Genomic DNA, 21,660 nt, shown 5'->3' on the forward strand with positions numbered 1-21,660 from the left:
CCGTGCTCCGATCCACCCGCTCCGGCACGGGGGCGCCCACCGTGCTGCTGCTCCCCGGGCTGCTCTGCACCCAGCAGCTGTGGGACCGGGCGCGTCCTCTGCTCGAGGCCTTCCACGACGTCCTCACGGTGGACCTGCCGGGGGTCGGCGGCGGGGAGCTCCCGGAGGGCGCCGTGGACCTCGGGGCGTACGCGGACCTGGTGTGCGAGGTGCTCGACGCCGAGGGGATCGAGCGCTGCGTGTGGGTGGGGCACTCGCTCGGCGGCTACGTGCTGGCGGCGGCCCTGGAGCGCCACGCCCGGCGGATCAGCCACGCGGTCCTGGCCTACAGCACCACCGAGCCCGACGACGAGGCAGCTCGCGCGGGCCGGGACAAGGGCGTCTCCGCCGTGCGGGAGAAGGGCGTCGCGGCCTACGCGCGCCGGCAGATGCCCAGGACGTTCCGGGAGGACGCCCGCGCCGAGGACGTCGAGGCCGCGATCCGGCAGGCGCAGGACTGGCCGGAGGACGCGGTGGTCCGGGCGCTGGAGGCCATGCGGGACCGGCCCGACCGCACGCCCCTGCTGCTCGAGCACTCCGAGCTGCCGGTGCTGCTCGTCCAGGGGGACGACGACCCCGCGATCGACGCCCTCGACCCGCAGGAGCGCCACGTCACCCGGATCGTCACGGACACCGCGCACATGGGGGTGCTCACCGACCCGCACACCTTCGCGGGCATCGTCCACGGCTGGCTGGCCGACGAGCTGGAGCGGTCCTCCTGACCGACGTGCTCCCGGATCAGGGCGCGGGCACCCGCCGCCAGCCGGCGGAGTCCACCTCGACGACGACGGGGACACCGCCCCCCACGCCGCGCCGCCGCAGCGCCGAGACGACGTCCGCGGCCGGGGCCGCGACCACGAACGTCTCCCCGCGGAACAGGTCGGCCGTGTCCTCGACCAGCCGGACCAGCTCGCCGGGCCCGGAGCCCGTGAACCGATCGGCCACGCGCAGCCGGTCCAGCCATGGCGGGTCCGGGGCCCCGTCGTCGAGCAGGACGGCCGTCGCGGGACACTGCAGGTCGGTCATGGCACGAGTCTTCCCCCGGCGCGGCGGCAGCGGAAGACTGGGGGCATGACCGACCCCGTGGACCCCATCACCGTCGCCGCCGCCCGGGCGCGCATGGCCGCGGACGCGCACCGCGGTGCGGAGACCGAGCCCTGGATCGCCGGGATCGCCGCGTCCGGCGGACCGCACCGCCCGGGGGCGCCGAGGACCTCCGCCGCGGACGTCCTCTCCGGGCGCGACGACGCCCACACCGTCTCGACCGAGAGCGACCGCCGCTCCGTCGAGTGGATCCGGGACCTCGCCGACCGCGGCGGCTGAGCGCCCCGGCCGCGGCGCGGGCTCAGTCCAGGGACTTCGGCCGCCACGGCAGCTGCTGGTCGCAGCCCGGGGTGAGCCAGGCCTTGACGAAGCCGCCGGACTGGTAGGCGAACTCCCGCAGCAGCCCCCTCGGCACGGACGGGTAGTCGAAGGCGAGCACGTCCAGCTCACCGGCGTAGCAGCGCGTCAGGAGCAGCCGGGAGCGGGCGACGTGCTGGCGGTAGGTGAGCACGCTGACGTGCTCCCACCCCCGCTGCTCGCCGAGCTCCCGCAGCCGCACGGCCTCGCCCTGGGTGGTGGACGGGTCCGGCCGGAAGCAGATCACCTCGTAGCCCGGGTCCGCCGCGCAGGTCTGTTCGGCGCGCGTGTAGTGGGCCTCTCCCGGGTCGTCGCCGAGGTCCCCGGTGCCGGGGGTGGCGACGACGAGCACCGGTGCCAGCCCGGCGTCCATGAGCCGCAGCGCCTCGGCCATGCGGGTCCGGTCCGGCGGGCCGAGCACGAGCAGGGCGTCCGAGCGGGCCGGCTGCTCCGTGCGGGGGTGCTGGAACACGATCCAGCCGACGAGCAGCCAGACCACGCCGAGGGCGACCACCGAGGCGGCGCTCCACGCCGCCCACCGTGCCCGGAGCCCGGTGCGGGTGGTTCCGGTCATGGCGCCGCTCCTTGCTCGTCCTGCTCCTCGGGAGGACCCGTGGTCCGCGCCCATTCTCGCACCCGGGCCGTTGCACCGGCCCGGGTGGGGTCGGTCCCCGCGCGGCGCGGGCCTACGATGGGGACGCCCGCGGGGCGGCGGCCGATGCCCGTCCTGCCGCCGGAGACCGGGCCCGACGACCGAGGAGGACGGACCGCATGACGGTGGAGGAAGAGACCGGGGTGCTGTGCCGGGTGCCCATGCGCTGGGGCGACATGGACCCGTACGGGCACGTGAACAACGTCGAGGTCGTGCGCCTGCTCGAGGAGGCGCGGATCGCGGCGCTCGGGGTGCCCGTGGGCACCGGGGACCAGGTGGATCCCCCGCTGATCCCCTTCTTCTCCGCGCTGCCCGGGGGCACCCAGGCGCTGATCACGGAGAACCGGATCAAGTACCTGCGGGCCCTCGAGTACCGCAACACCCCGGTGGAGGTCCGCGTGTGGGTCGTCTCGGCCCGCGGCGGGGCGCTCACGCTGGGCTTCGAGATCACGGATGTGGTGACCCGCCGGGCGTGCGTGCGGGCCGAGACCCAGCTGGCGTTCTTCGTGCCCGCCACCGGGACGGTCCTGCGCATCACCCCGGAGCAGCAGGAGGTGCTCGCGCCCTACGCCGGTCCGCCGCTCTTCCGCTGACCGGTCCGGCAGGCCGCCGGGCCCTTCCGCCGGCTGCTCACCGCCGGGCGGGGTTCAGGGCACCGGGGCGCCGCGCGCGGCGGTGAGCAGGGCGTACCAGTCCTCGTGGCCGAGCCGGGGCGCCAGGGCCGCAGCCTCGGCGCACGCGGCGATCCGGCGCGGGTCGGTGGTGCCCAGCACCGGGCGGATGCCGCCCGGGTGGCGCATCAGCCACGCGAGCACCACGGCCTCCCCGGACACCCCGTGCGCGTCGGCGACCCGCCGGACCGTCTCCGCCGTGGCGGCGGCGTGCTGGTCCTCCGGCGGGATCGGCGCGCCGGTGTACAGTCCCCGGGCCAGGGCGCCCCAGGCCTGCACCTCGATGCCGTTGGCCGTGCAGTACTCCAGGACCCCCTCGGGGAACGAGTGCTGGGCGCCCTCGGGGTGGTTGGCGAGGATCTGCTGCTCCACGAAGCCGCGGTGCCGCAGGCTCAGCTCCAGCTGCAGGGCCGTGACGGGCGTGGCCAGCAGCTGCTGGTAGTGGGCGACCTGGAGCGTGGACATGTTGGACAGGCCCACGGAGCGGATGAGCCCCTCCTTGCGCAGCTCGTCCAGGATCTCCGCGACCTCGTGCGGGTCGGCGAGCGGATCCGGGCGGTGCAGCATGAGCCGCTCCACCGAGTCCACGCGGAGCCGGCGCAGGGAGCCCTCCAGCCCGGCCCGGATCGTGTCCCGGTCCAGCCGGTAGTGGACCGGGGCGCCGGAGGCGGCGGTGTTGCCGGGCAGGCGGACGCCGCACTTGGTCTGGAGGCGGACCCGGCCCGCGAGCCGCGGGTCCTCCGCGAGCAGCTCCCCGAAGACCGTCTCGGACTTCCCGTTGGCGTAGATGTCGGCGTGGTCGAAGTCGGTGATGCCGGCGTCGAGGGCGGTGTGCACCGCCGTGCGGGCGCGGTCGACGGTCCCGGCGTCCGGCGGGGCGTCGTCCCACGAACCGCCGATGGTCATGCAGCCGTAGATCAGGGGCGAGCTCACGGGCGGTCCTCGCCCTCGGGGACACCGGCGTCCCGGGCGGGATCCGCGCTCTCCACGCGCTGCTGCTCGGCGGCCCAGCGCAGCCGGGCCGCCGCCGCGTAGGCCGACCCGGACTCCTTCATCCGGCCCGCGTGCTCGTACAGCCGCCCCAGGGCGGTGAAGCACTCCGCCTGGTCCGCGGTGGTGGCCTCGGTCTCCTGGTAGAAGTCCAGGGCCCGGTTGTACGCGGTGATGGCCTGGGTGCGGCGCTCGCCGAGCTCGTAGACCCGGCCGAGGTTGACGTGGCACTGTGCCTGGTCGTGGGCGTCGTGGGGGGTGTCGAGGTACTGCCCCAGCGCGTCCAGCAGGTGCTCCTCGGCGTCGTGGCCGCGCTCCAGCTCCAGCAGCAGGCTGCCCAGGATCAGGTGCGTGCGGGCCTTGTGCTTGCCGCTGCCGGGGATGCGGTGGAAGAGCCGCAGGGCCTCCTCGTAGGCGGTGAGGGCCCGGTCCGGCCGGTTCATCGTCAGGTACAGGTGGCCCAGGTTGTAGTGGCAGGCGGCCTGCTCCTGCAGGGAGTCGCCCGCCTCCTCGAAGAGCACGATGGCCTGCTGGTAGGCGGTCTCGGCCTCGTCGAGCCGCCCGCGGTCCTCGGCGTCGATGGCCCGGGTGAAGAACCCGTGCCCGTCCTGGGAGTAGCTCATGCGGGTTCCTTTCTCGGCCGGGTCCTCCGCGGGGGACGGAGGCGACTACGCGGGGTGCGCGTCGTGGGCGCCCGGCGCGCGGCGGCCCAGTACGAACCACAGGCCGGCGCCGGCCACGGGGAACGCGAGGATCACGAGCAGCCAGAGCAGCCGCAGGACCGGGTCCTGGGCCGGGGTGCGCAGCAGGGAGGCGGACGCGGCGACCATCAGCACGACGACGACCGCGCCGGCCGCCGTCGCGCCGCTCTCCCACGCCCCCGTCCGCACGGCCTCGGCGCCGCCGGCCGCGAGGGCGGTCCAGGTGCTCATGCTCCGATACTGGCACCGCGGGGGCGGACGGACAAGGGCGGGCGCCGAGGCGTGTCCCGAGCCGGTCCCCCGTAGAGTGGGCTGCAGCACCACTCAGCACGCTGATAAAATCCGACCACCACAGCAACCCTGAGGAGAGTTCACGATGTCCACCTCCGACGACCGCCCGTACGACCAGGAATCTGCCCGCCCGGAGTCCGCCGGGCCGCGCGCCGACCGGCCGCGCGACGTGGACGACATGGGCGTGGAGCGCCACGCCCCCAGCTCGTCGACCGAGCTGTGGGACCACAACGCCTACGGGCGGGAGGGCCGCGACGTCGGCGGCCGCGCGACCTCCGGGCCCACCGACACGCGCGACCCGCGCGGCGGGGCGCCCGCCTACAACATCGACGCCGGGGACGACGACGCCCTTCGGCACGGCGACGACGCCGGGGACGACGACGGCACGAACGTGCGCCGGACCGGGGAGCCCCTCGAGGGCGCCGACGCCACGGCCGGACGCGCCCGGGAGGGCGTCGCGGACGAGCGGCACGACCGGTCCGCCGACGACCGGGAGCGGACCTTCGACCAGGAGCAGGCCTCCGGCCTCGGACGGGCCTTCGACCAGGAGGCGGCCGGTCCGGGGGCCGCCGACCGGCCCGTGCGCCACGGGGCCGGCGAGGACGGCGGCGCCGTGATCCGGCACGAGGAGCGGCTGCGGGTCGGCACGGAGCGGGTCGAGTCCGGGCGGCTGCGGCTGCGCAAGTACGTGGTCGAGGAACCGGTGCGCGCCGAGCAGACCCTCGCCTCCGAGGACGTCGAGGAGGTCCGCACCCCGATCACCGAGGAGGAGCGCGAGGCCTTCCTCGCCGGCCGGGAGCTGCCGGTGGGCGAGGACGAGGTCATCCTCTACCGCGAGGTGCCCGTGGTGCGGACCGTGCGCGTGCCTTACGAGCGGGTGCGCCTGGCGGTGCGCCGCACCGAGCGCACCGAGGTGATCGAGGAGACGGTGCGCCAGGAGCGGATCGACGTCGAGGAGGACTGAGACCCCCGACGGGTCCGCTCGACCTCCACGGACTCCCTCGACCCCGCGCTCGAGGGGGTCCGTCGCGCCGCCGGGAGATGGCTCCCTCCGGCCGCCGTCGCCTGTTCACCCAGGGCGGAGGCCCGGCTGAGGGCTTGTGCCACGCATCACGGGAGTGAATCAATGGTCAGCGAGCTGGTCGTTCCGGTCCGTGCGGGCCGGGACAGGCCGGTGCCGACCGCATTTCGACGACCCGGAGGACCACATGCGCAAGAGGCTGAACAGGATGAGGCAGCGGGCGGGCGAGCAGGCGCCCCTGCCCCCGGGGGTCCCCGGCAGCGAGACCGCTCCGGTCGAGGAGCCCACCGAGCCCCGTCCGCCGCTGCCGCCGAAGCCCGACCAGGGCACACCGGCGCCGGTCACTCCCACCGGGCGGGACACCGGGACGGACCCGACCCTCAACGCCCAGGGCGGGGAGTACCTGACCACCGCCCACGGTGCCCGGCGCGCCGACACGGACCACTCGCTGAAGGCCGGCCGGCGCGGGCCCGTGCTCCTGCAGGACCACCACTTCCGCGAGAAGATCAGCCACTTCGACCACGAGCGCATCCCGGAGCGGGTGGTCCACGCCCGCGGCGCCGGCGCCCACGGCGTGTTCCGCTCCTACGGCACCGCGAGCAGGATCTCCTCCGCCGCGGTGTTCGGCAAGGACGTGGAGACGCCCGTCTTCGTGCGCTTCTCCACCGTCCTCGGCTCCCGCGGCTCCGCCGACCTCGCCCGGGACACCCGCGGCTTCGCCACGAAGTTCTACACCTCCGAGGGCACCTGGGACCTCGTGGGCAACAACATCCCCGTGTTCTTCATCCAGGACGCGATCAAGTTCCCGGACGTCATCCACGCGGGCAAGCCGCACCCGGACCGGGAGATCCCGCAGGCCCAGTCGGCCCACGACACCTTCTGGGACTTCGTCTCGCTGCACACCGAGGCGCAGCACCACACGATCTGGAACATGTCCGACCGTGCGATCCCGCGCTCCTACCGGACGATGGAGGGCTTCGGCGTCCACACGTTCCGGCTCCTGGACGACGACGGCGGCAGCGTGCTCGTGAAGTTCCACTGGAAGCCCAAGCTGGGCGTGCACTCCGTGCTGTGGGAGGAGGCGCAGATCGCGATGGGCATGGACCCCGACGTCCACCGCCGCGATCTCGCCGACGCCATCGAGGCCGGGGCCCACCCCGAGTGGGAGCTCGGCGTGCAGGTCTTCGAGGACAACGAGGAGCAGATGTTCCAGGGCATCGACCTGCTCGACCCCACCAAGATCGTCCCGGAGGAGCTCGCCCCCGTCGAGCCGGTGGGGCTGATGACGCTCGACCGCAACCCGTCGAACTACTTCGCCGAGACCGAGCAGGTCGCCTTCAACCCCAACAACCTGGTCCGCGGCATCGACGTCACCAACGACCCGCTGCTGCAGGGCCGGCTGTTCTCCTACCTGGACACCCAGCTCAGCCGGCTGGGCGGGCCCAACTGGACGCAGCTGCCGATCAACCGCCCGCACGCCCCCGTCAACGACATGCTCCGGGACGGGATGCACCAGACCGCCGTGCACAGCGGGGTCGCGCCCTACCACCCGAACTCGATGGACGGGAACAACCCCTTCCCCGCCGACGAGCCGGCCCGCCCCTTCATCGACCACCCGGCCCCGGTCGCGGAGTCGGTCAAGGAGCGCGGGAACCCCGTGAGCTTCGAGGACCACTACAGCCAGACCCGGCTGTTCTGGCTGTCGATGAGCGACGTCGAGAAGGAGCACATCGCGCAGGCCTACACCTTCGAGCTCGGCAAGTGCTGGGAGCAGTCGGTCAAGGAGCGCCAGCTGCAGGCCCTCGCCAACATCGACGAGAAGCTGTGCGCCGTGGTCGCCCAGGGACTGGGCCTGCCGGCGCCGAGGCCGACCGTCAAGCACGGGAAGATCAAGCCCAGCCCGGCCCTGTCCCAGGTGGGCGGGCAGTGGCCGCTCGACGGCCGGCAGGTCGGCATCGTGGTCGGGCCCGACCCGGACGAGGCCGACCTCCTGGCCGTGGTGGAGGCGGTCGACGCCGCGGGGATGGTCCCGCTGGTCGTCGCCCCGCACGGGGGACCGGTCGGCAGCAGCGGGAACGTCGTGGCGCAGCGCACCTACCTCACGGCGCGCTCCGTCGAGTTCGACTCGGTGCTCGTGGCCGGTGCCGTCCCACCGGCCCCGGACGCCCAGCAGGGCCTCGACGCGAAGGCCGGAGCCGTCACCAGCGGCGGCGTGGACCCGCGCGTGCACCTGCTGCTCGGCGAGGTGTTCCGCCAGGCCAAGGCCATCGGCACCTGGGGCGCCAAGGGCCAGGTGCTCGCCGCGGCGGGCCTGCCCGAGGGCGCGCCCGGCGTGGTCGCCGGCAAGGACTCCGCCGCCGTGGTGGAGCAGGTGGTCACGCTCATGAAGAGCCACCGGGCCTGGGAGCGGTTCCCGGCCTCCGGGCGGTTCTGAGCCCGGCGCCGCACCGGCGCGCAGGACCCCGCCCGGCCCGGCCGGGCGGGGTCCTGCGCGTCCGCCATCAGAAGCGGCCGAGCTCCTCCCGCAGCGCGGAGCCGAGGTCGGGGTGCCGGAAGCGGTAGCCGCGGTCGATGGCGCGGTCGGCCGAGACGCGCTGGTCCGCGAGCGCCATCAGCTCCGCGCCCTCGGCGCCGAGGACCAGCTTCGGCCCGAACCCCGGCGTGGGCAGCAGGGCCGGGCGGCCGAGGACCTTGCCGAGGGTCCGGGCGTAGTCGCGGCCCGTGACCGGCATGGGCGCCACGGCGTTGAGGGGACCGTGCAGCCCGGGGGAGAGCACGGCGTGGGCGAACAGCCCCACGGCGTCGTCCAGCGAGATCCAGCTCAGCCACTGGTGCCCGGAGCCCAGCCGGCCGCCCAATCCGGCGAGGAACAGGGGCAGCTGGGCCTTGAGCGCGCCACCGGCGGGACTCTGCACCACCCCGGTGCGCACCGTCACGACGCGCGTCCCCGTGGCCTCGGCGCGCTGGGCCGCCTGCTCCCAGGCGCTGCAGACCCCGGCGAGGAAGTCCTCGCCGGGGTCTGACTTCTCGGTGACGGTCCGGCCGTTCGTGTCGGCCCCGTAGTAGCCGACGGCGGAGGCGTTGACCAGGGCGGAGGGGGCGTCGTCGCCGAGGGCGGTGAGGGCCCGCACGATCAGGTCGGTGCCGAGGACGCGGGAGTCGCGGATCTGCTCCTTCGCCGAGCGCGTGAGCCGTCCGCCGATGCTGCGTCCGGCCAGGTTCACCACCACGTCCACGCCCTGCAGCGCGGCGGGGTCCAGCACCCCGGCCTCCGGGTCCCACGAGATCTCGAGGGGCGTGCGCGCCTCGCGGCGCACGAAGCGCCGCACCGTGTGGCCGCCGGTGCCCAGCAGCGCGCTCAGCTGCGTGCCGATCGTGCCGGACGCCCCCGTCACCGCGACCGTCAGCGGCCGGCCGGGGTGGCGGGCGTGGAACTCGAGGTCCGCGGCCAGCCGGCGCGCGCGCGCCTCGAACTGCCGCCCCAGCGCGGGTCCCATCAGCCGGTCCCCGAACGCCCGGTCGCCCGGCAGCGCGGAGTACTCCACCGTGTCGGTGACCACGGTCCCCTCGTGCCCGTCGTCGTCGAAACGGTGGTGGTGCTCCCAGGAGGCGAGCGGGCCCCTGACCATCCGGTCGCGGAACTCCCGGCCCGGGACGAACCCGTGGTGCTCCGCCGTCCAGGGCACCGAGGCGAGCCCGTAGGAGCCGGGCACGGCGACCCGCAGCCGGGACCGTGTCCCGTCCTGCAGCGGCGGCGAGGACTCCTCCACCACGGAGCCCGTCCACGCGGGGGTCAGGCGCGTGAGGGCTCCCGGACGGGCGTGCCAGGCGAAGACGTCCTCGACGGGGTGGGGCACGCGGGAGCTGAAGGTGAAGGTGGTCATGCCAGCCACTCAACCCCCATCGCCGCGGTTCGTCCAGGACCCCGGCCCTGCGGGTCCGCCGTGTCCGGGGGCCTGCTGCGGCTCGGGGATGCTCCGCGGGGCCCGGCGCCGGGCTCGGCCCCGCCGTCCCGGGCCGCGGCGGGGGAGCGGTCACGGGGGCCGTTCCCGGCCGTCGCCCACCCTTCCCCGGCTCCGGCCGGTTCGCTAGGGTGGACGCACGTTCGAGCGAAGGAGGTTGCCATGACCACCCCGAACGACGACGCGCCGAACCTCGACGACGTCATCACACCCGAGGAGGACGCACTGCCCCGCCCCGTCCACCAGGGCCATGCGGGGATGCCCGAGACGCTCGACGACGACGCTCTCGCCGCGGCCGCCGAGCAGGAGCGGGTGGCCGCCGGGCTGCAGGACTACGCCCCGGGCCAGGTCCCGCCGGCCACGGACCCGCTGCCCGAGGGATCCTCCGAGGCCGCCGACCGCGCCCAGCGCGGCCTGGTCGAGGAGGAGGGCACCGGCTGACCTGCCGCCCGCACGGGCGCAGACACTCCGGCCGCCACTCCGGCCCGCACCCGTGGGCCGCAGACGGACACCGCATTCGGAGACCACCATCGAAGGAGAGACGTGATGGTCGAGAGAGGCAACACCAAGCACGGGTCGGAGCTGGACGACCAGATGAAGCACGAGGTCGAGGACGCCCTCCAGGCCCGCCAGCCCGCCCACGTCGAGGAGCACCGGCAGACCGAGCCGTGGGTCGACGACACCGACAGCCCCGAGGTGCGCTTCTCCGTGGAGGAGCGGGAACGACCCGAGCGCCCGGAGGACGAGCAGTAGCACGGCACCGGCCCCGGCCCTCCTTCGCGGAGGGCCGGGGCCGGCCCGCCGCGGGCGCGCTTGCCCCGCGGCGGGCCGTCCCCCACAGTGGAGGGCGTGAACACTCCCGGACGCATCGTGCTCATCCGCCACGGCCAGACCGACTGGAACCGGGAGGAGCGGCTGCAGGGCGCCACGGACGTCCCGCTCAACGACGCGGGCCGCCAGGAGGCCCGGGCCCTGGCCGCGCACCTGCGCGGCGGAGCGACCCCCTGGGACGTGCTGGTCTCCTCGCCGCTGGACCGGGCCGTGGAGACCGCGCGGATCATCGGCACGGTCCTCGGCCTCGAGCTCGCGGCCACGTGCCCCGAGCTCGTGGAGCGCAGCTTCGGGGTCCACGAGGGCTCCACCCTGGCCGGTCTCGAGGCGCAGGCGCGGGAGCGGATCCTGGCCGAGGGAGAGCCTGCGGACGCGGTCGCCCGGCGAGGCCTGGCCGCGCTGCGCCGGATCCGCACCGAGCACCCCGGGCGCAACGTCCTGGTCGTCGCCCACGGCTCGCTCATCCGCCTGACGGTCTCCGAGCTCAACGGTGAGGCCCACCCCCGGGTGCGCAACTGCGAGGTGGTCCCCGTCCGGATCGAGGCCCTCGGCGACGAGCGGCTGCGACATGACGTGTCCGAGTCCACCGCCCCCTGACAGCAGGGTCTTCGTTCAATAAGCTGAACGGAGCAGGGACGGTCCCACGAGGTGCCGTCCACCCCCTGGGGCGGCGACGGCGGCGCACGGACCGCGACCAATGCCGCCCACGGCGACGAAGGCGTGATGCGGCTGTGGCCTCTGACCAGTACACGATCCCCGACGAGGACCGCACGGAAGCACTCCGCGTGATCCCGCAGACCCCGGAGTGGGGCGGAGACCGGGCGTGGATCAACGAGTACTACCGCCACGTGCCGCAGGAGGACCTGCTCGCGCGCACCGAGGAGCAGCTGCGCGAGCGCGCCGACCACCACCAGGAGGTGGGACGGGTCCGCGCGCCGGGCGAGATCGCCGTGGGCGTGCGCCAGGAGGACGCCACCTCCGTGGTCTTCGTGGTCACCGAGGACGTGCCCTACCTCGTGAGCACCGTGAGCGCGGAGATCGCCGCCAAGTGGGGCGGCGCCCGCCTGGTGATCCACCCCGTGCTGGTGGCCACCCGCAGCGAGGACACCCACGAGCTGATCGAGCTCCAGCAGGTGCCCGACTTCTCCGCGAGCTCCAGCGGCGACACCACCGCGCTGCCCAGCCTGGCGTCCTTCCGCCCCTCGGGGGGCACCCGGCACGTCGTGGAGTCCTGGATCTCCGTGGAGCTCTTCCGCCCGATCTCGGACGAGACCGCCCGGCAGCTCGAGGAGCGGCTCTCCACCCTGCTCCAGGACGTCCAGCGGGTCGACGAGGACCAGGAGCAGCTCAGGTCGCGCGTCGAGCAGCTGGCCGGCGAGCTGGACCGGCTGCACTCGCTGGACCTGCCCGAGGGCGGGCACCCGCCGATGGTCGGCCCGTCCCAGGACTTCCTGCGCTGGCTGATCCGCGGCAACTTCATCCTCATGGGCTTCAAGGAGTACGACCTCGAGGAGACCGACGACGGGCTCGCCCTCGTCAGCCGCCCCGGGACGGGCCTGGGCCTGCTCGTCGAGCACGACGACAAGCCCCACCGCCAGGAGCTGACCGGCCTGGGCCGGGAGCACGCCCGCGAGGCCGGCACCCTGTTCATCACGAAGGCCAACCGCCGCTCGTCCATCCACCGCCGCGAGTACCTCGACTACGTGGGCGTCGCGAAGTACGACGACGAGGGCCGGATCGTGGGCGAGTACCTGGCGCTGGGGCTGTTCACCCGCCGGGCCTACCACACCCCGGCGCGGGAGACGCCGCTGCTCAAGGAGAAGCTGGCCCAGGTCGCCGACCGCTTCGGCTTCATGGAGGACTCCCACTCCGCCCGGGACCTGATGGGCAACATCGAGGACTACCCGCGGGACGAGCTCTTCCACATGACCGCCGGCGAGCTCTACGACATCATGCGCGGCGTCATGGGCCTGGACGAGCGGCGCCAGACCCGCCTGTTCCTGCGCCAGGACCACTTCGGGCGGTTCATGTCCGCCGTCGTCTTCCTCCCCCGGGACCGGTACAACACGTCGGTGCGCGGGCGGATCGAGGCGGAGCTGCGGCGGACCTTCGACGCCGAGTCCATCGACTTCGACGCCCGCCTGACCTCCTCCACGCTGGCCCGGCTGTTCTTCCGCATCCGGCTGCCGTACACGGGCGAGGTGCAGTCCTTCGACCGCGAGGGCCTCGAGGCGCGGCTGCGCGCGACCGTGCGGTCCTGGTCCGAGGCCCTGGTCCGGGCGATCCACCGGAGCTTCCCGGAGGACCTCGCCCGCACCCACGCCGAGAACTGGGCGGAGGCGTTCCCGGACGCCTACCGGGCCGACTACGAGATCGAGGAGGCCGTGGAGGACCTCCAGCGCTGCGAGGAGCTGTGGGGCAGGGACTCGGACCTGCCCGCGGAGGTGCGCGTGGTCGACGTCCCCGGGGGCGTGCGGCTGAACATCTACCTCACCCGGTCCCTGTCCCTGACGCAGCTGCTGCCCATGCTGCAGAACCTCGGGCTCACGGTCCTGGACCAGAAGCCCTACGAGGTCGCGCCCGCCGACGGCCGCCACTTCCAGCTCTACGACTTCGGGGTGCGCCTGCCCGAGGGCGTGGACCCGACCGGCCCGGAGGACGCCAAGACGGAGGACCTCATCGAGGACACCCTGTGCGCGGTGCTGTCCCACCGCACGGAGTCCGACTCCCTGAACCGCCTGGTCCTCACGGAGCGCATGACGTGGCGGACCGTGGCCGTCCTGCGCTCCTACGTCCGGTACCTGCTGCAGCTGGGCCACCCCAACTCCTTCGACTACATCGCGGACACGCTCCTGGCCTTCCCCGCGGTCACCCGCGGACTGGTCGAGTTCTTCGACGCGAGCTTCAACCCCGCGCTCGACGACGGCGTGCGCGACGCCGAGCGCGACGCCGCGCACGCCCGGCTGACGGAGGCCCTCGACGAGGTCCCGACCTTGGACGCGGACAAGCTGCTGCGGGCTCTGACCGAGATCATGGCCGCCACCGTGCGCACCAACGTGTACCAGCACCGGCCCACCCTGGCCTTCAAGCTGAACCCCGGGCGGATCAGCGCCGCCCCGCTGCCGCACCCGATGTTCGAGATCTGGGTGTGGTCCCCGCGGGTCGAGGGCACGCACCTGCGCTTCGGACCGGTGGCCCGCGGCGGGCTGCGCTGGTCGGACCGCCGCGAGGACTTCCGCACCGAGGTGCTGGGCCTGGTGAAGGCGCAGATGGTGAAGAACTCGGTGATCGTGCCCAACGGGGCCAAGGGCGGGTTCTACCCCAAGCAGCTGCCGGATCCCGCGGTGGACCGCGACGCCTGGGTGAACGAGGGCCGGGAGGCGTACAAGCTGTTCATCGCCTCCCTGCTGGACATCACCGACAACCTCGTCCGGGACGAGAGCGGCCAGGACGTCGTCGTGCACCCGGAGAACGTGGTGCGCCGCGACGGCCAGGACTCCTACCTGGTGGTGGCCGCGGACAAGGGCACGGCGTCCTTCTCCGACACCGCCAACGCGATCTCCGCGGAGTTCGGGTTCTGGCTCGGCGACGCCTTCGCCTCCGGCGGCTCGGTGGGCTACGACCACAAGGTCATGGGCATCACCGCCCGTGGCGCCTGGGAGTCCGTGAAGCGGCACTTCTTCGAGCTGGGCGTGGACACCCAGACCGAGGACTTCACCGTGGTGGGCGTGGGCGACATGTCCGGGGACGTGTTCGGCAACGGGATGCTGCTCTCCGAGCACATCCGGCTGCTGGCCGCGTTCGACCACCGCGACATCTTCCTGGACCCGGACCCGGACCCGGCGGTCTCCTACGCCGAGCGCGAGCGGCTGTTCGGCCGTCCCCGCTCCTCGTGGCAGGACTACGACCGGGAGAAGATCTCCGAGGGCGGCGGGGTGTACTCGCGCACCGTGAAGTCCGTGCCGATCTCGCCGCAGGTGCGGAACGCGCTGGACCTCGCGGACGGGGTCGAGGAGCTCACCCCGATCGAGCTGATGCGCGCGATCCTCTCCGCCCCGGCGGACCTGCTCTACAACGGCGGCATCGGCACGTACGTGAAGTCGGCGCAGGAGAGTTCCACGGACGTGGGGGACAAGGCCAACGACGCGATCCGGGTCGACGGCGAGGACCTGCGGGTCAAGGTGGTGGGCGAGGGCGGCAACCTGGGGTTCACCCAGCTCGGGCGCGTGGAGGCCGCCCTCAACGGCGTGCTGCTGAACACCGACGCGATCGACAACTCGGGCGGCGTGGAGTCCTCCGACCGCGAGGTCAACATCAAGATCCTCGTGGACCGGATGGTCGTGGCCGGGGAGCTCTCCGCCGAGGAGCGGGCCGGGTTCATCGAGGCCATGACCGACGAGGTGGCCGGGCTCGTGCTCGAGACCAACGTGGCGCAGAACGTGCTGCTCACCACCGAGCGGGCCCGGGTGCGGGTCCTCAACGAGGCCTACATCCGCTTCATGCACTGGCTCGAGGAGACGGCGGAGCTCGACCGGACGATCGAGTTCCTGCCCACCGACGAGGAGCTGCGCGCGCGGGTGCAGGCCGGGCAGAGCCTCACCTCCCCGGAGCTGTCCGTGCTCTCGGCCTACGCCAAGATCCAGCTCTCCCAGGCCCTCGTCGATGGCGGGCTGGCCGAGGACCCGTGGTTCGGCGAGGTGCTCGAGGCCTACTTCCCGGAGCAGATCACCGATCGCTTCGGCGATCTCGTCGGCACCCACCCCCTGCGGGCGGAGATTATCGGCACGATGGTCGCCAATCAGATGATCAACTACGGCGGGATCCCGTTCGTCTACCGGGTGCTCGAGGAGACCGGGTGCCGGCCGGTGGAGGTCGCCCGCGCGTTCGTGGCGGCGGTGCAGATCTACGAGATCGAGCGCTACGCCCACCAGCACCGGGAGCTGCCCGCCGACGTGCCCACCGAGGTGTGGGACCGGATGTTCCTGGACATGCGCCGGCTGCTGGACCGCGTGGTGCGCTGGCTCATCCACCGGCAGGAGACCGACAACCCGGTGGCCGAGGTGATCGAGCGCTACAAGCCCACCGTGGACATCCGCTTCCTCGAGGACCGGCTGCTGGGGGGGAACTCCCGGCAGCGGGTCGACTCGCACGCGGAGGCGGCCGAGCGGCAGGGCGTGCCGGGGCCGCTGGCCACGGAGTGGTCGCAGCTGCTGGACGCGTTCGCGCTGCTCGACGTCGCCCGCCTCGCCCACGCCTCCGGGGAGGCGGTCGCCGCGGACGGCACCCTCGACGAGGAGCAGATCAAGACCATCGCCAAGGTCTACTTCCGGCTCTACGACCGCTACCGGATCGACAGCCTGCTCACGCGCATCACGGGCCTGCCGCAGACCACCCGCTGGGAGAACCTCGCGCGGATGTCCATGCGGGAGGACGTGTACGCGACGCTCGTGGCGCTCGCCGACCAGGCGCTCCGGGCCCCGGGGCGGACCGCGCGGGAGAAGGTCGAGGCGTGGGAGGAGAGCAACGAGTCCCGCCTGGGCCGGCTGCGCGAGGTGCTCGGGGAGATCGAGGTCGAGGGCACGGACGAGCCCGCCACCGAGCTGGCGGCCCTGTCCGTGGCCCTGCGGACCATGCGCAGCGCGCTGCTCGAGTAGGCCCGCTCGTGCAGGGGACGGCCGCGGTGGTCGGCGCGGGGCCCAACGGGCTCGCCGCGGCGGTGGTGCTAGCCCGGGCCGGGCTCGACGTCACGGTGCACGAGGCGGCGGACACGCCCGGGGGCGCGGCCCGCTCCGCGGCCCTGCTGGGCCCCGGCACGGTGGTGGACCTCGGCTCCGCGGTCCACCCCTTCGGGGTGGCCAGCCCCCTGTTCTCGCAGCTGGGCCTGCACCGCCACGGGCTGGAGTGGCTGCACCCGCCGGTCGTCGCGGCGCACCCGCTCGACGACGGCCCGGCAGGGTTGCTGCATCGCTCGCTCGAGCGCACCGCCGCGGAGCTCGGCCCGGACGGCCGGGCCTGGTCGGTGCTGCACCGGGGCGTGGTGGAGCGCTGGGAGCAGACGGTCGAGTCCGCGCTGGGCCCCCTGCTGCGCGTGCCCGAGCACCCCGCGGCCCTGGCGTCCTTCGGGCTCCGGGCGCCCTGGCCCGCCGCGGCCACGGCCACGGCGCTGTTCCGCACCGAGCAGGCCCGGGGGCTCTTCGCGGGGTCCGCGGCGCACGCCGTGCTGCCCCCGCGCCACGTGCTGACCTCCGCGTTCGGAACGCTGTTCGGCGCCGCCGCCCACGCCACGGGCTGGCCGGTCGCCAGGGGCGGGTCCCAGGCGATCGCCGACGCGCTGGTGGCCGACCTCCGGGAGCACGGGGGCCGGGTGGTCCTGGGCTCCCCGGTGACCGATCTGGCCCGGGTGCGCCCGGCCGACCTCGTCCTGCTGAACCTCACGCCCCGGCAGGTGCTGGGCCTGGGCGGGCTCGAGCTGCCCGGCCGGTACCGGCGGGCCCTGTCCCGCTGGCGCTACGGGACGGCCTGCTACAAGGTCGACCTGCTGCTGGACGGGCCCGTGCCGTGGCGGGACCCCCGGGTGGCGCAGGCGGGGACGGTGCACGTGGGCGGGACGCTGGCGGAGATCGGGGCCGCGGAGTCCCAGGCCCGCGCGGGGCGGCTGCCCGAACGACCGTTCGTGCTCGTGGCCCAGCAGGGGGCGGCCGACCCGTCCCGGGCGCCCGCCGGGCAGCAGGTGCTGTGGAGCTACGCCCACGTCCCGCACGGCTGCGACGACCCGCGGGCGGGGGAGCGGGTGCTCGACCAGCTCGAGCGCTTCGCGCCCGGCGTCCGCGACCGGGTCCTCGCCCGGGTCGACACCCCGCCGTCCGGGCTGCAGGCGTGGAACGCGAACCTCGTGGGCGGGGACATCGGCGGGGGCGCCCTGGACGGGCTCCAGCAGGTGTTCCGTCCTGCCGTGCAGGCCGACCCCTACGCCACCGGCGTGCCGGGGGTCTTCCTCTGTTCGTCCTCGACCCCGCCCGGCGGCGGCGTGCACGGGATGGCCGGCCACCACGCGGCCCGGCGCGCCCTGGCGGGCCTGGCCCGCACCCGGCGGCGCGCCGGCTGAGGTGCTCTCAGGGCCCGCAGGCGCACACCCCGGCGTACGTGGTGTCCGCGAGCTCACGGATCTGTGCCACGTAGCCGCGGGTCTCCGCGAACGGGGGGATCCCCCCGTGCCGCAGCACTGCGGTGGGCCCGGCGTTGTAGGCGGCCAGGACCAGGTCGATCTCCTCCGCGGGCGTGGCCGGCCCGAGCCTGCCCACCATCCGCCGGAGGTCCTTGAGGTAGCGGCCCTGGGCGCGGATGGCGGCTCGCGGGTCGAAGGGGTCCCCCCGCCCGTACCGCGCCCACGTCCGCGGCACGAACTGAGCGAGGCCCCGGGCCCCGGCGGGGCTCACGGCCCGGGGGTCCCAGCGGCTCTCGACGTCCAGCTGGGCGGCCACGATCTGCGGCGGCAGGCCGGAGAACTCGGCGGCGGCCAGCACGTCCCGGCCCCACGGCTCCGGCACAGGAGCCGTGCGGTCCGGCTCGGCGCTGCCGGGAACCGCCGCGCAGCACTCGGGGGTGGTGTTGGCGTGGATCAGGCCTCCCGTGCCGATCAGCAGCAGCAGCACCGATGCCAGCAGGAACCACGAGGAGCTGCGCCGGGGGCGCTCCTCGGTCTGCTCGGTGTCCGGGCGCGCCGGGGCCGGGGTGGAGGTGGGCATTCCTTCCAGGCTAGGAGCTCGGCGGACGCGGGTCTGCGCCCTCTTGGGGGGACAGCACACCGCGATCACCTACGATGAGGGCGTGACCGCCGAGGAGATCATCGCGACCATCGTCACCGCCGTCCTGCTCGTCGTCGGGTGCCTCGGGGTCATCGTCCCCGTCCTGCCCGGCTCGCTCCTGATCGTCGTGGGGCTGCTCGTGTGGGCGTTCACGGTCCAGGCGGTCGAGGGGTGGACGGTGCTGGTCGTGGGCTCCGTGCTGGCCGTCGCCGGGATGGCCGCGAGCGCCGTGCTCACCGGCACCCGGCTCAAACGCCGGCAGATCCCCAACCGCTCCCTGCTCTTCGCGGCGGTGGGCGCCGTGGTCGGGCTGTTCGTGATCCCCGTGGTGGGGATCTTCGTGGGCTTCTTCGTGGGCCTGCTCCTGAGCGAGACCGCCCGCCAGCGCGACCTGCGGACCGCGATGGAGTCCAGCTGGGTGGCCCTCAAGGCGGCGGGCCTGGGCATCGTGGTCGAGTTCGCCTGCGCGCTCGCCGCCTCCACCGTGTTCGTCCTCGGCGTGCTGACGCTCGTCGTCACCGCCTGAGCGCCGGCACGCGCCGGGGGCCCGGGCACCTGGGTGCCCGGGCCCCGGCGTCCCGCCGCGGCTCAGCGCCAGGGCAGGGGGACGACCTCGACGTCCTGCCCGGCGGCCACGCCGCCCGGGGGGACCACGATGATGACGTCCGCGTGCGCGAGACCGCGCAGCATGTTCGCCCCGACCCGGTCCCGCGGGGCGACCGCCCCGTCCTGCAGATAGCCGGGGACCAGGGCGGTCACCTTCTGGCCGGGCAGGTCCTCGGCCGCGGGCACGGTGCGCGTGGCCGGGGCCGGGTCGCCGTGCAGCTTCGCCAGCAGCGGCTGGGCCACCGTGAACATGGAGCTCATGGCGGCCAGCGGGTTGCCGGGCAGACCGACGACGAAGGGCCCGTCCTCGGGCAGCCGGGCGAGGAACGTGGGGTGGCCGGGGCGCTGGGCGAGACCGTCGAGGAGGAAGACGGCCCCGAGCTCCTCCAGCGCGGAGCGGACGTGGTCGGCGTCGGAGTGCCCGGTCCCCCCGGTGGTGATGACCACCTCGGTGCGGGCGTCGAGCACCGAGGCCATGCCCGAGGGCGCCTCGGTGAGGGCGGAGAGCATCGCCTTGGCGGTGTCCTCCACGCGCCGGAGCTGGTCCACGGACCCGCCCAGCATCTCCACGAACGTGGGCAGCTGCGGGCCGAAGGCGTCACGGACCTGACCGGGCTCCGGGATCCCGTCCTCGACCACCTCGCTGCCGGTGAGCAGGATGGTCACGCGCGGGCGGCGGCGGACCGGGAGCATGTCGTGGCCGCTGATCGCGGCGAAGGCGATGTGCGCCGGGTTGAGCAGGCACTCGCCGTGCAGGATGACGTCCCCGGCGGCCACCTCCTCGCCGGTGTGGCGGATGTTCTGCCCGTAGGGGATGTCCTCGGCCGAGGGGGCGTGGGCGGCGATGGTCAGCACCGTGCCCTCCTCGGACAGGTCCGCGTACTCGTCCCGCAGCACGGCTCGCGCGCCGGCCGGGACGAGCCCGCCGGTGACGATGCGCGTGGCCTGGCCCGGCTCCAGGTTGAGCACCGGGCGGTAGAGCTCGTGCGGCGGGATGATGAGCATCTTGCGGGGGTCCGTCTCCACGGGCTCCGGGAAGACGACGGTCCACGGCTGGGGCCCGGCCACCGCGTAGCCGTCCATGGCGGAAGAGGCGTAGTGCGGCACCGGGATCGGGGCGGTGACGTCCTCGGCCAGGATCCCACCGAGCGCCTCCCGCAGCGGCAGCCAGTGGCTGGGCAGCGCGGTGGCCACGTCGTAGGAGAACTGCCGGGCCCGGTGCCACTCGGCGTCGTGGACGGCCTCGACCACCTCCGGTGCGGTCGCGGGGGCGTCGTCGTCCTCGATGACGGGCAGGGCGTGGGTGTAGGGGCTGTTGGTGTCGTGGGGCAGGGGCAGTCCGGACATCAGTTCTCCTCGGGGGTTCGGCGGGCGGGGACGAGGTCGCCGACGGCCTCGAAGGCGCGGCGCAGGGCGTGCTGCTCGTCCTCTCCGGCGGCGACCGCGCGGGCCACGTGGTAGCCCAGCAGGTAGGCGGTGGGCGGGACGGCTGGGCGCACGGTGCTGTGGGCGATCCGGCCGGTGAGACCCAGCACGGTGTCCATCGGCAGCTCGGCGTCGGGGACGTCCAGGGCCGCCCGGACCGCCGCGAGCCACCGCTCGAGCGTCTCGTTCTCGGCCGGGCTCAGGTCCTTGGGCATGCCGTGCTCCTCCCGGGCGGTGGGGACCGCCCGCTCGTGGTCAGGTCAGGTGGTGCCTCTGCACATCGTCCCACGTATCCACGTCCGCGGTGGCGTCCTCGGCCACGGCGACGTCGCGCAGGGGGAGGTGGCGCACGAAGGAGCGCACCGAGCGGTCGGCAGGGTCCTGGCCCGCGTAGGCGTCGCGCAGCACCTCCGTGCGGTAGAGGGCTGCCAGGGGCTGACGTCGCCCGTCGGGGGTGACGCTGATGTGCCCGGCGGCGTCGGGGGCGGCCCGGGCGGCCGCCAGCAGCAGGGGCACCGCACGCGCCACCCCGGGCATGTCGCAGGCCAGGGTCATGGTCCACTCCGCGGGGTCCAGGACCTCCAGGGCGGTGAGCCCGGCGGCGATGCCCGCGGCCGGGCCGGAGAACGGCGGGTCCTCCCGGGCGCGCAGCACCCCCTGCGGGAGCAGGAGGTCATCCGGGCCCACGACGACGACGCCCGCCGCCTCCCGGACGGCGTCCACCGTGAGCTCCACGAGGGTGCGCCCGTCCTGGCGCAGGCCCGCCTTGGCCCGCCCGCCCAGCCGGGAGGAGCGCCCTCCCGCCAGGACCACGGCGTGGAAGACCACGGCGCCTGCTGGGGTGCTGGTCGGGGCGCCGGCCGGGGTGCTCATCCGCCGGAGAAGGGTGGCAGGACGTCGAGCACCGCCTCGTGGGGGATCGGGGTGTCGGGGTCGGGGCAGGCGATTCCGTCGAGGAGGTAGCTGGAGCGGGCCAGCACCTGCGCCAGGGGTGGTTGTCCGGGGCCCGGGTGCGGGTGGGCCCGGGCGAGCAGGGTTTCCACGTCCCGGCGGGTGGTGGGCCGGTCCAGGTCCAGGGTCTCGGCCTCGGTGCCGGCCGCGGCCCGGGCGGCGGCGAAGTAGCGCACCAGCACCGGGCTCAGCCGCCGATCGCGCTCATGGAGCGCTCCGGCTGGATGTAGGCCTCCGAGTCCAGCCCGGGCCGCTCCATCCCGTGGGCGGCCGGTTTCCCCCACATCCCCGCCCGCCACCGCTCGGCCAGTTCC

At 74.4% G+C, this 21,660-nt stretch carries 22 protein-coding genes and 1 pseudogene; 11 read left to right on the plus strand and 12 right to left on the minus strand.

Translation table 11 applies throughout. From position 1 onward, the window contains the following. Positions 1-2 precede the first annotated feature (2 nt). Positions 3-761, plus strand: coding sequence for an alpha/beta fold hydrolase (locus RE027_RS14580; RefSeq protein WP_368808998.1), 759 nt, complete (start codon positions 3-5; stop codon positions 759-761). Positions 762-777: 16 nt separating this feature from the next. Here RE027_RS14580 and RE027_RS14585 read toward each other — a convergent pair whose 3' ends face one another. Then, positions 778-1,065: a hypothetical protein gene (locus RE027_RS14585; protein WP_368808999.1), complete on the minus strand. Its 288-nt coding sequence runs from the start codon at positions 1,063-1,065 to the stop codon at positions 778-780. Positions 1,066-1,110: 45 nt separating this feature from the next. Between RE027_RS14585 and RE027_RS14590 the strand changes: the two genes are divergently transcribed. Beyond that, on the plus strand, positions 1,111-1,362 hold the full coding sequence (locus RE027_RS14590) for a hypothetical protein (protein ID WP_368809000.1): 252 nt from the start codon (positions 1,111-1,113) through the stop codon (positions 1,360-1,362). A 22-nt stretch (positions 1,363-1,384) separates the two neighbouring features. Here the strand turns inward: RE027_RS14590 and RE027_RS14595 are convergent, their stop codons facing one another. Beyond that, positions 1,385-2,014: a YdcF family protein gene (locus RE027_RS14595; RefSeq protein WP_368809001.1), complete on the minus strand. Its 630-nt coding sequence runs from the start codon at positions 2,012-2,014 to the stop codon at positions 1,385-1,387. 197 nt (positions 2,015-2,211) lie between these two features. On the opposite strand from RE027_RS14595, the gene RE027_RS14600 reads away from it, so the two are divergent. Beyond that, the gene (locus RE027_RS14600) at positions 2,212-2,685 is read left to right on the plus strand and encodes an acyl-CoA thioesterase (protein ID WP_368809002.1); all 474 of its coding nucleotides are present in this window, start codon (positions 2,212-2,214) and stop codon (positions 2,683-2,685) included. Positions 2,686-2,739: 54 nt separating this feature from the next. On the opposite strand, the gene RE027_RS14605 is transcribed toward RE027_RS14600, so the two are convergent. Genes RE027_RS14605 through RE027_RS14615 form a run of 3 tightly spaced genes read right to left on the minus strand, consistent with a single transcriptional unit; the run spans position 2,740 to position 4,685 of the window. Beyond that, positions 2,740-3,696 (minus strand): aldo/keto reductase, encoded by a 957-nt coding sequence (locus tag RE027_RS14605; RefSeq protein WP_368809003.1) that lies wholly within the window; start codon positions 3,694-3,696, stop codon positions 2,740-2,742. Then, entirely contained in the window at positions 3,693-4,376 is a 684-nt protein-coding gene (locus tag RE027_RS14610) for a tetratricopeptide repeat protein (protein ID WP_368809004.1), read from the minus strand. Before RE027_RS14610 ends, RE027_RS14605 begins: the two co-directional genes overlap by 4 nt. A 45-nt stretch (positions 4,377-4,421) precedes the next feature. Further along, complete coding sequence (locus RE027_RS14615; RefSeq protein ID WP_368809005.1) at positions 4,422-4,685, minus strand: PLDc N-terminal domain-containing protein; 264 nt, start codon at positions 4,683-4,685, stop codon at positions 4,422-4,424. 145 nt (positions 4,686-4,830) lie between these two features. Here RE027_RS14615 and RE027_RS14620 point away from each other — a divergent pair, with 145 nt between their 5' ends. Both RE027_RS14620 and RE027_RS14625 read left to right on the plus strand, forming a co-directional pair. Then, on the plus strand, positions 4,831-5,709 hold the full coding sequence (locus tag RE027_RS14620; RefSeq protein ID WP_368809006.1) for a YsnF/AvaK domain-containing protein: 879 nt from the start codon (positions 4,831-4,833) through the stop codon (positions 5,707-5,709). A 244-nt stretch (positions 5,710-5,953) separates the two neighbouring features. Then, positions 5,954-8,200 (plus strand): catalase, encoded by a 2,247-nt coding sequence (locus RE027_RS14625; protein WP_368809007.1) that lies wholly within the window; start codon positions 5,954-5,956, stop codon positions 8,198-8,200. Positions 8,201-8,267: 67 nt separating this feature from the next. On the opposite strand, the gene RE027_RS14630 is transcribed toward RE027_RS14625, so the two are convergent. Then, positions 8,268-9,650 carry a TIGR01777 family oxidoreductase gene (locus RE027_RS14630; protein WP_368809008.1) on the minus strand — a complete coding sequence of 461 codons (1,383 nt, stop codon included), beginning with the start codon at positions 9,648-9,650 and terminating at the stop codon, positions 8,268-8,270. 240 nt (positions 9,651-9,890) lie between these two features. On the opposite strand from RE027_RS14630, the gene RE027_RS14635 reads away from it, so the two are divergent. The 5 genes from RE027_RS14635 (at position 9,891) to RE027_RS14655 (ending at position 17,664) form a co-directional block, all read left to right on the plus strand. Continuing rightward, complete coding sequence (locus RE027_RS14635) at positions 9,891-10,169, plus strand: hypothetical protein (protein ID WP_368809009.1); 279 nt, start codon at positions 9,891-9,893, stop codon at positions 10,167-10,169. Between the two features lie 105 nt (positions 10,170-10,274). Beyond that, the gene (locus tag RE027_RS14640; protein WP_368809019.1) at positions 10,275-10,481 is read left to right on the plus strand and encodes a hypothetical protein; all 207 of its coding nucleotides are present in this window, start codon (positions 10,275-10,277) and stop codon (positions 10,479-10,481) included. A gap of 96 nt (positions 10,482-10,577) precedes the next feature. Continuing rightward, positions 10,578-11,156, plus strand: coding sequence for a histidine phosphatase family protein (locus RE027_RS14645; protein WP_368809010.1), 579 nt, complete (start codon positions 10,578-10,580; stop codon positions 11,154-11,156). A 134-nt stretch (positions 11,157-11,290) separates the two neighbouring features. Beyond that, a complete protein-coding gene (locus RE027_RS14650; protein ID WP_368809011.1) occupies positions 11,291-16,213 on the plus strand; it encodes an NAD-glutamate dehydrogenase in 4,923 nt (1,640 codons plus the stop codon). 8 nt (positions 16,214-16,221) lie between these two features. After that, complete coding sequence (locus RE027_RS14655; RefSeq protein WP_368809012.1) at positions 16,222-17,664, plus strand: phytoene desaturase family protein; 1,443 nt, start codon at positions 16,222-16,224, stop codon at positions 17,662-17,664. 7 nt (positions 17,665-17,671) lie between these two features. Here the strand turns inward: RE027_RS14655 and RE027_RS14660 are convergent, their stop codons facing one another. Then, positions 17,672-18,304 carry a lytic transglycosylase domain-containing protein gene (locus RE027_RS14660; protein ID WP_368809013.1) on the minus strand — a complete coding sequence of 211 codons (633 nt, stop codon included), beginning with the start codon at positions 18,302-18,304 and terminating at the stop codon, positions 17,672-17,674. An 82-nt stretch (positions 18,305-18,386) separates the two neighbouring features. On the opposite strand from RE027_RS14660, the gene RE027_RS14665 reads away from it, so the two are divergent. After that, positions 18,387-18,890, plus strand: coding sequence for a DUF456 domain-containing protein (locus RE027_RS14665; protein ID WP_368809014.1), 504 nt, complete (start codon positions 18,387-18,389; stop codon positions 18,888-18,890). Positions 18,891-18,952: 62 nt separating this feature from the next. On the opposite strand, the gene RE027_RS14670 is transcribed toward RE027_RS14665, so the two are convergent. The 5 genes and pseudogenes from RE027_RS14670 to RE027_RS14690 all read right to left on the minus strand — a co-directional run. Continuing rightward, positions 18,953-20,317, minus strand: coding sequence for a molybdopterin molybdotransferase MoeA (locus tag RE027_RS14670; protein WP_368809015.1), 1,365 nt, complete (start codon positions 20,315-20,317; stop codon positions 18,953-18,955). Beyond that, positions 20,317-20,610 (minus strand): DUF6457 domain-containing protein, encoded by a 294-nt coding sequence (locus tag RE027_RS14675; RefSeq protein WP_368809016.1) that lies wholly within the window; start codon positions 20,608-20,610, stop codon positions 20,317-20,319. The genes RE027_RS14670 and RE027_RS14675 overlap by 1 nt, the downstream gene beginning before the upstream one ends. Positions 20,611-20,650: 40 nt before the next feature. Continuing rightward, complete coding sequence (mobA, locus tag RE027_RS14680; RefSeq protein WP_368809017.1) at positions 20,651-21,268, minus strand: molybdenum cofactor guanylyltransferase; 618 nt, start codon at positions 21,266-21,268, stop codon at positions 20,651-20,653. Beyond that, a complete protein-coding gene (locus tag RE027_RS14685) occupies positions 21,265-21,528 on the minus strand; it encodes a MoaD/ThiS family protein (RefSeq protein WP_368809018.1) in 264 nt (87 codons plus the stop codon). The genes mobA and RE027_RS14685 overlap by 4 nt, the downstream gene beginning before the upstream one ends. A gap of 5 nt (positions 21,529-21,533) precedes the next feature. Continuing rightward, positions 21,534-21,660 (minus strand): annotated as a pseudogene (locus tag RE027_RS14690) (GTP 3',8-cyclase MoaA); the annotation flags it as partial.

The organism is Kocuria sabuli, from assembly GCF_040981185.1.
Lineage (GTDB): Bacteria > Actinomycetota > Actinomycetes > Actinomycetales > Micrococcaceae > Kocuria > Kocuria sabuli.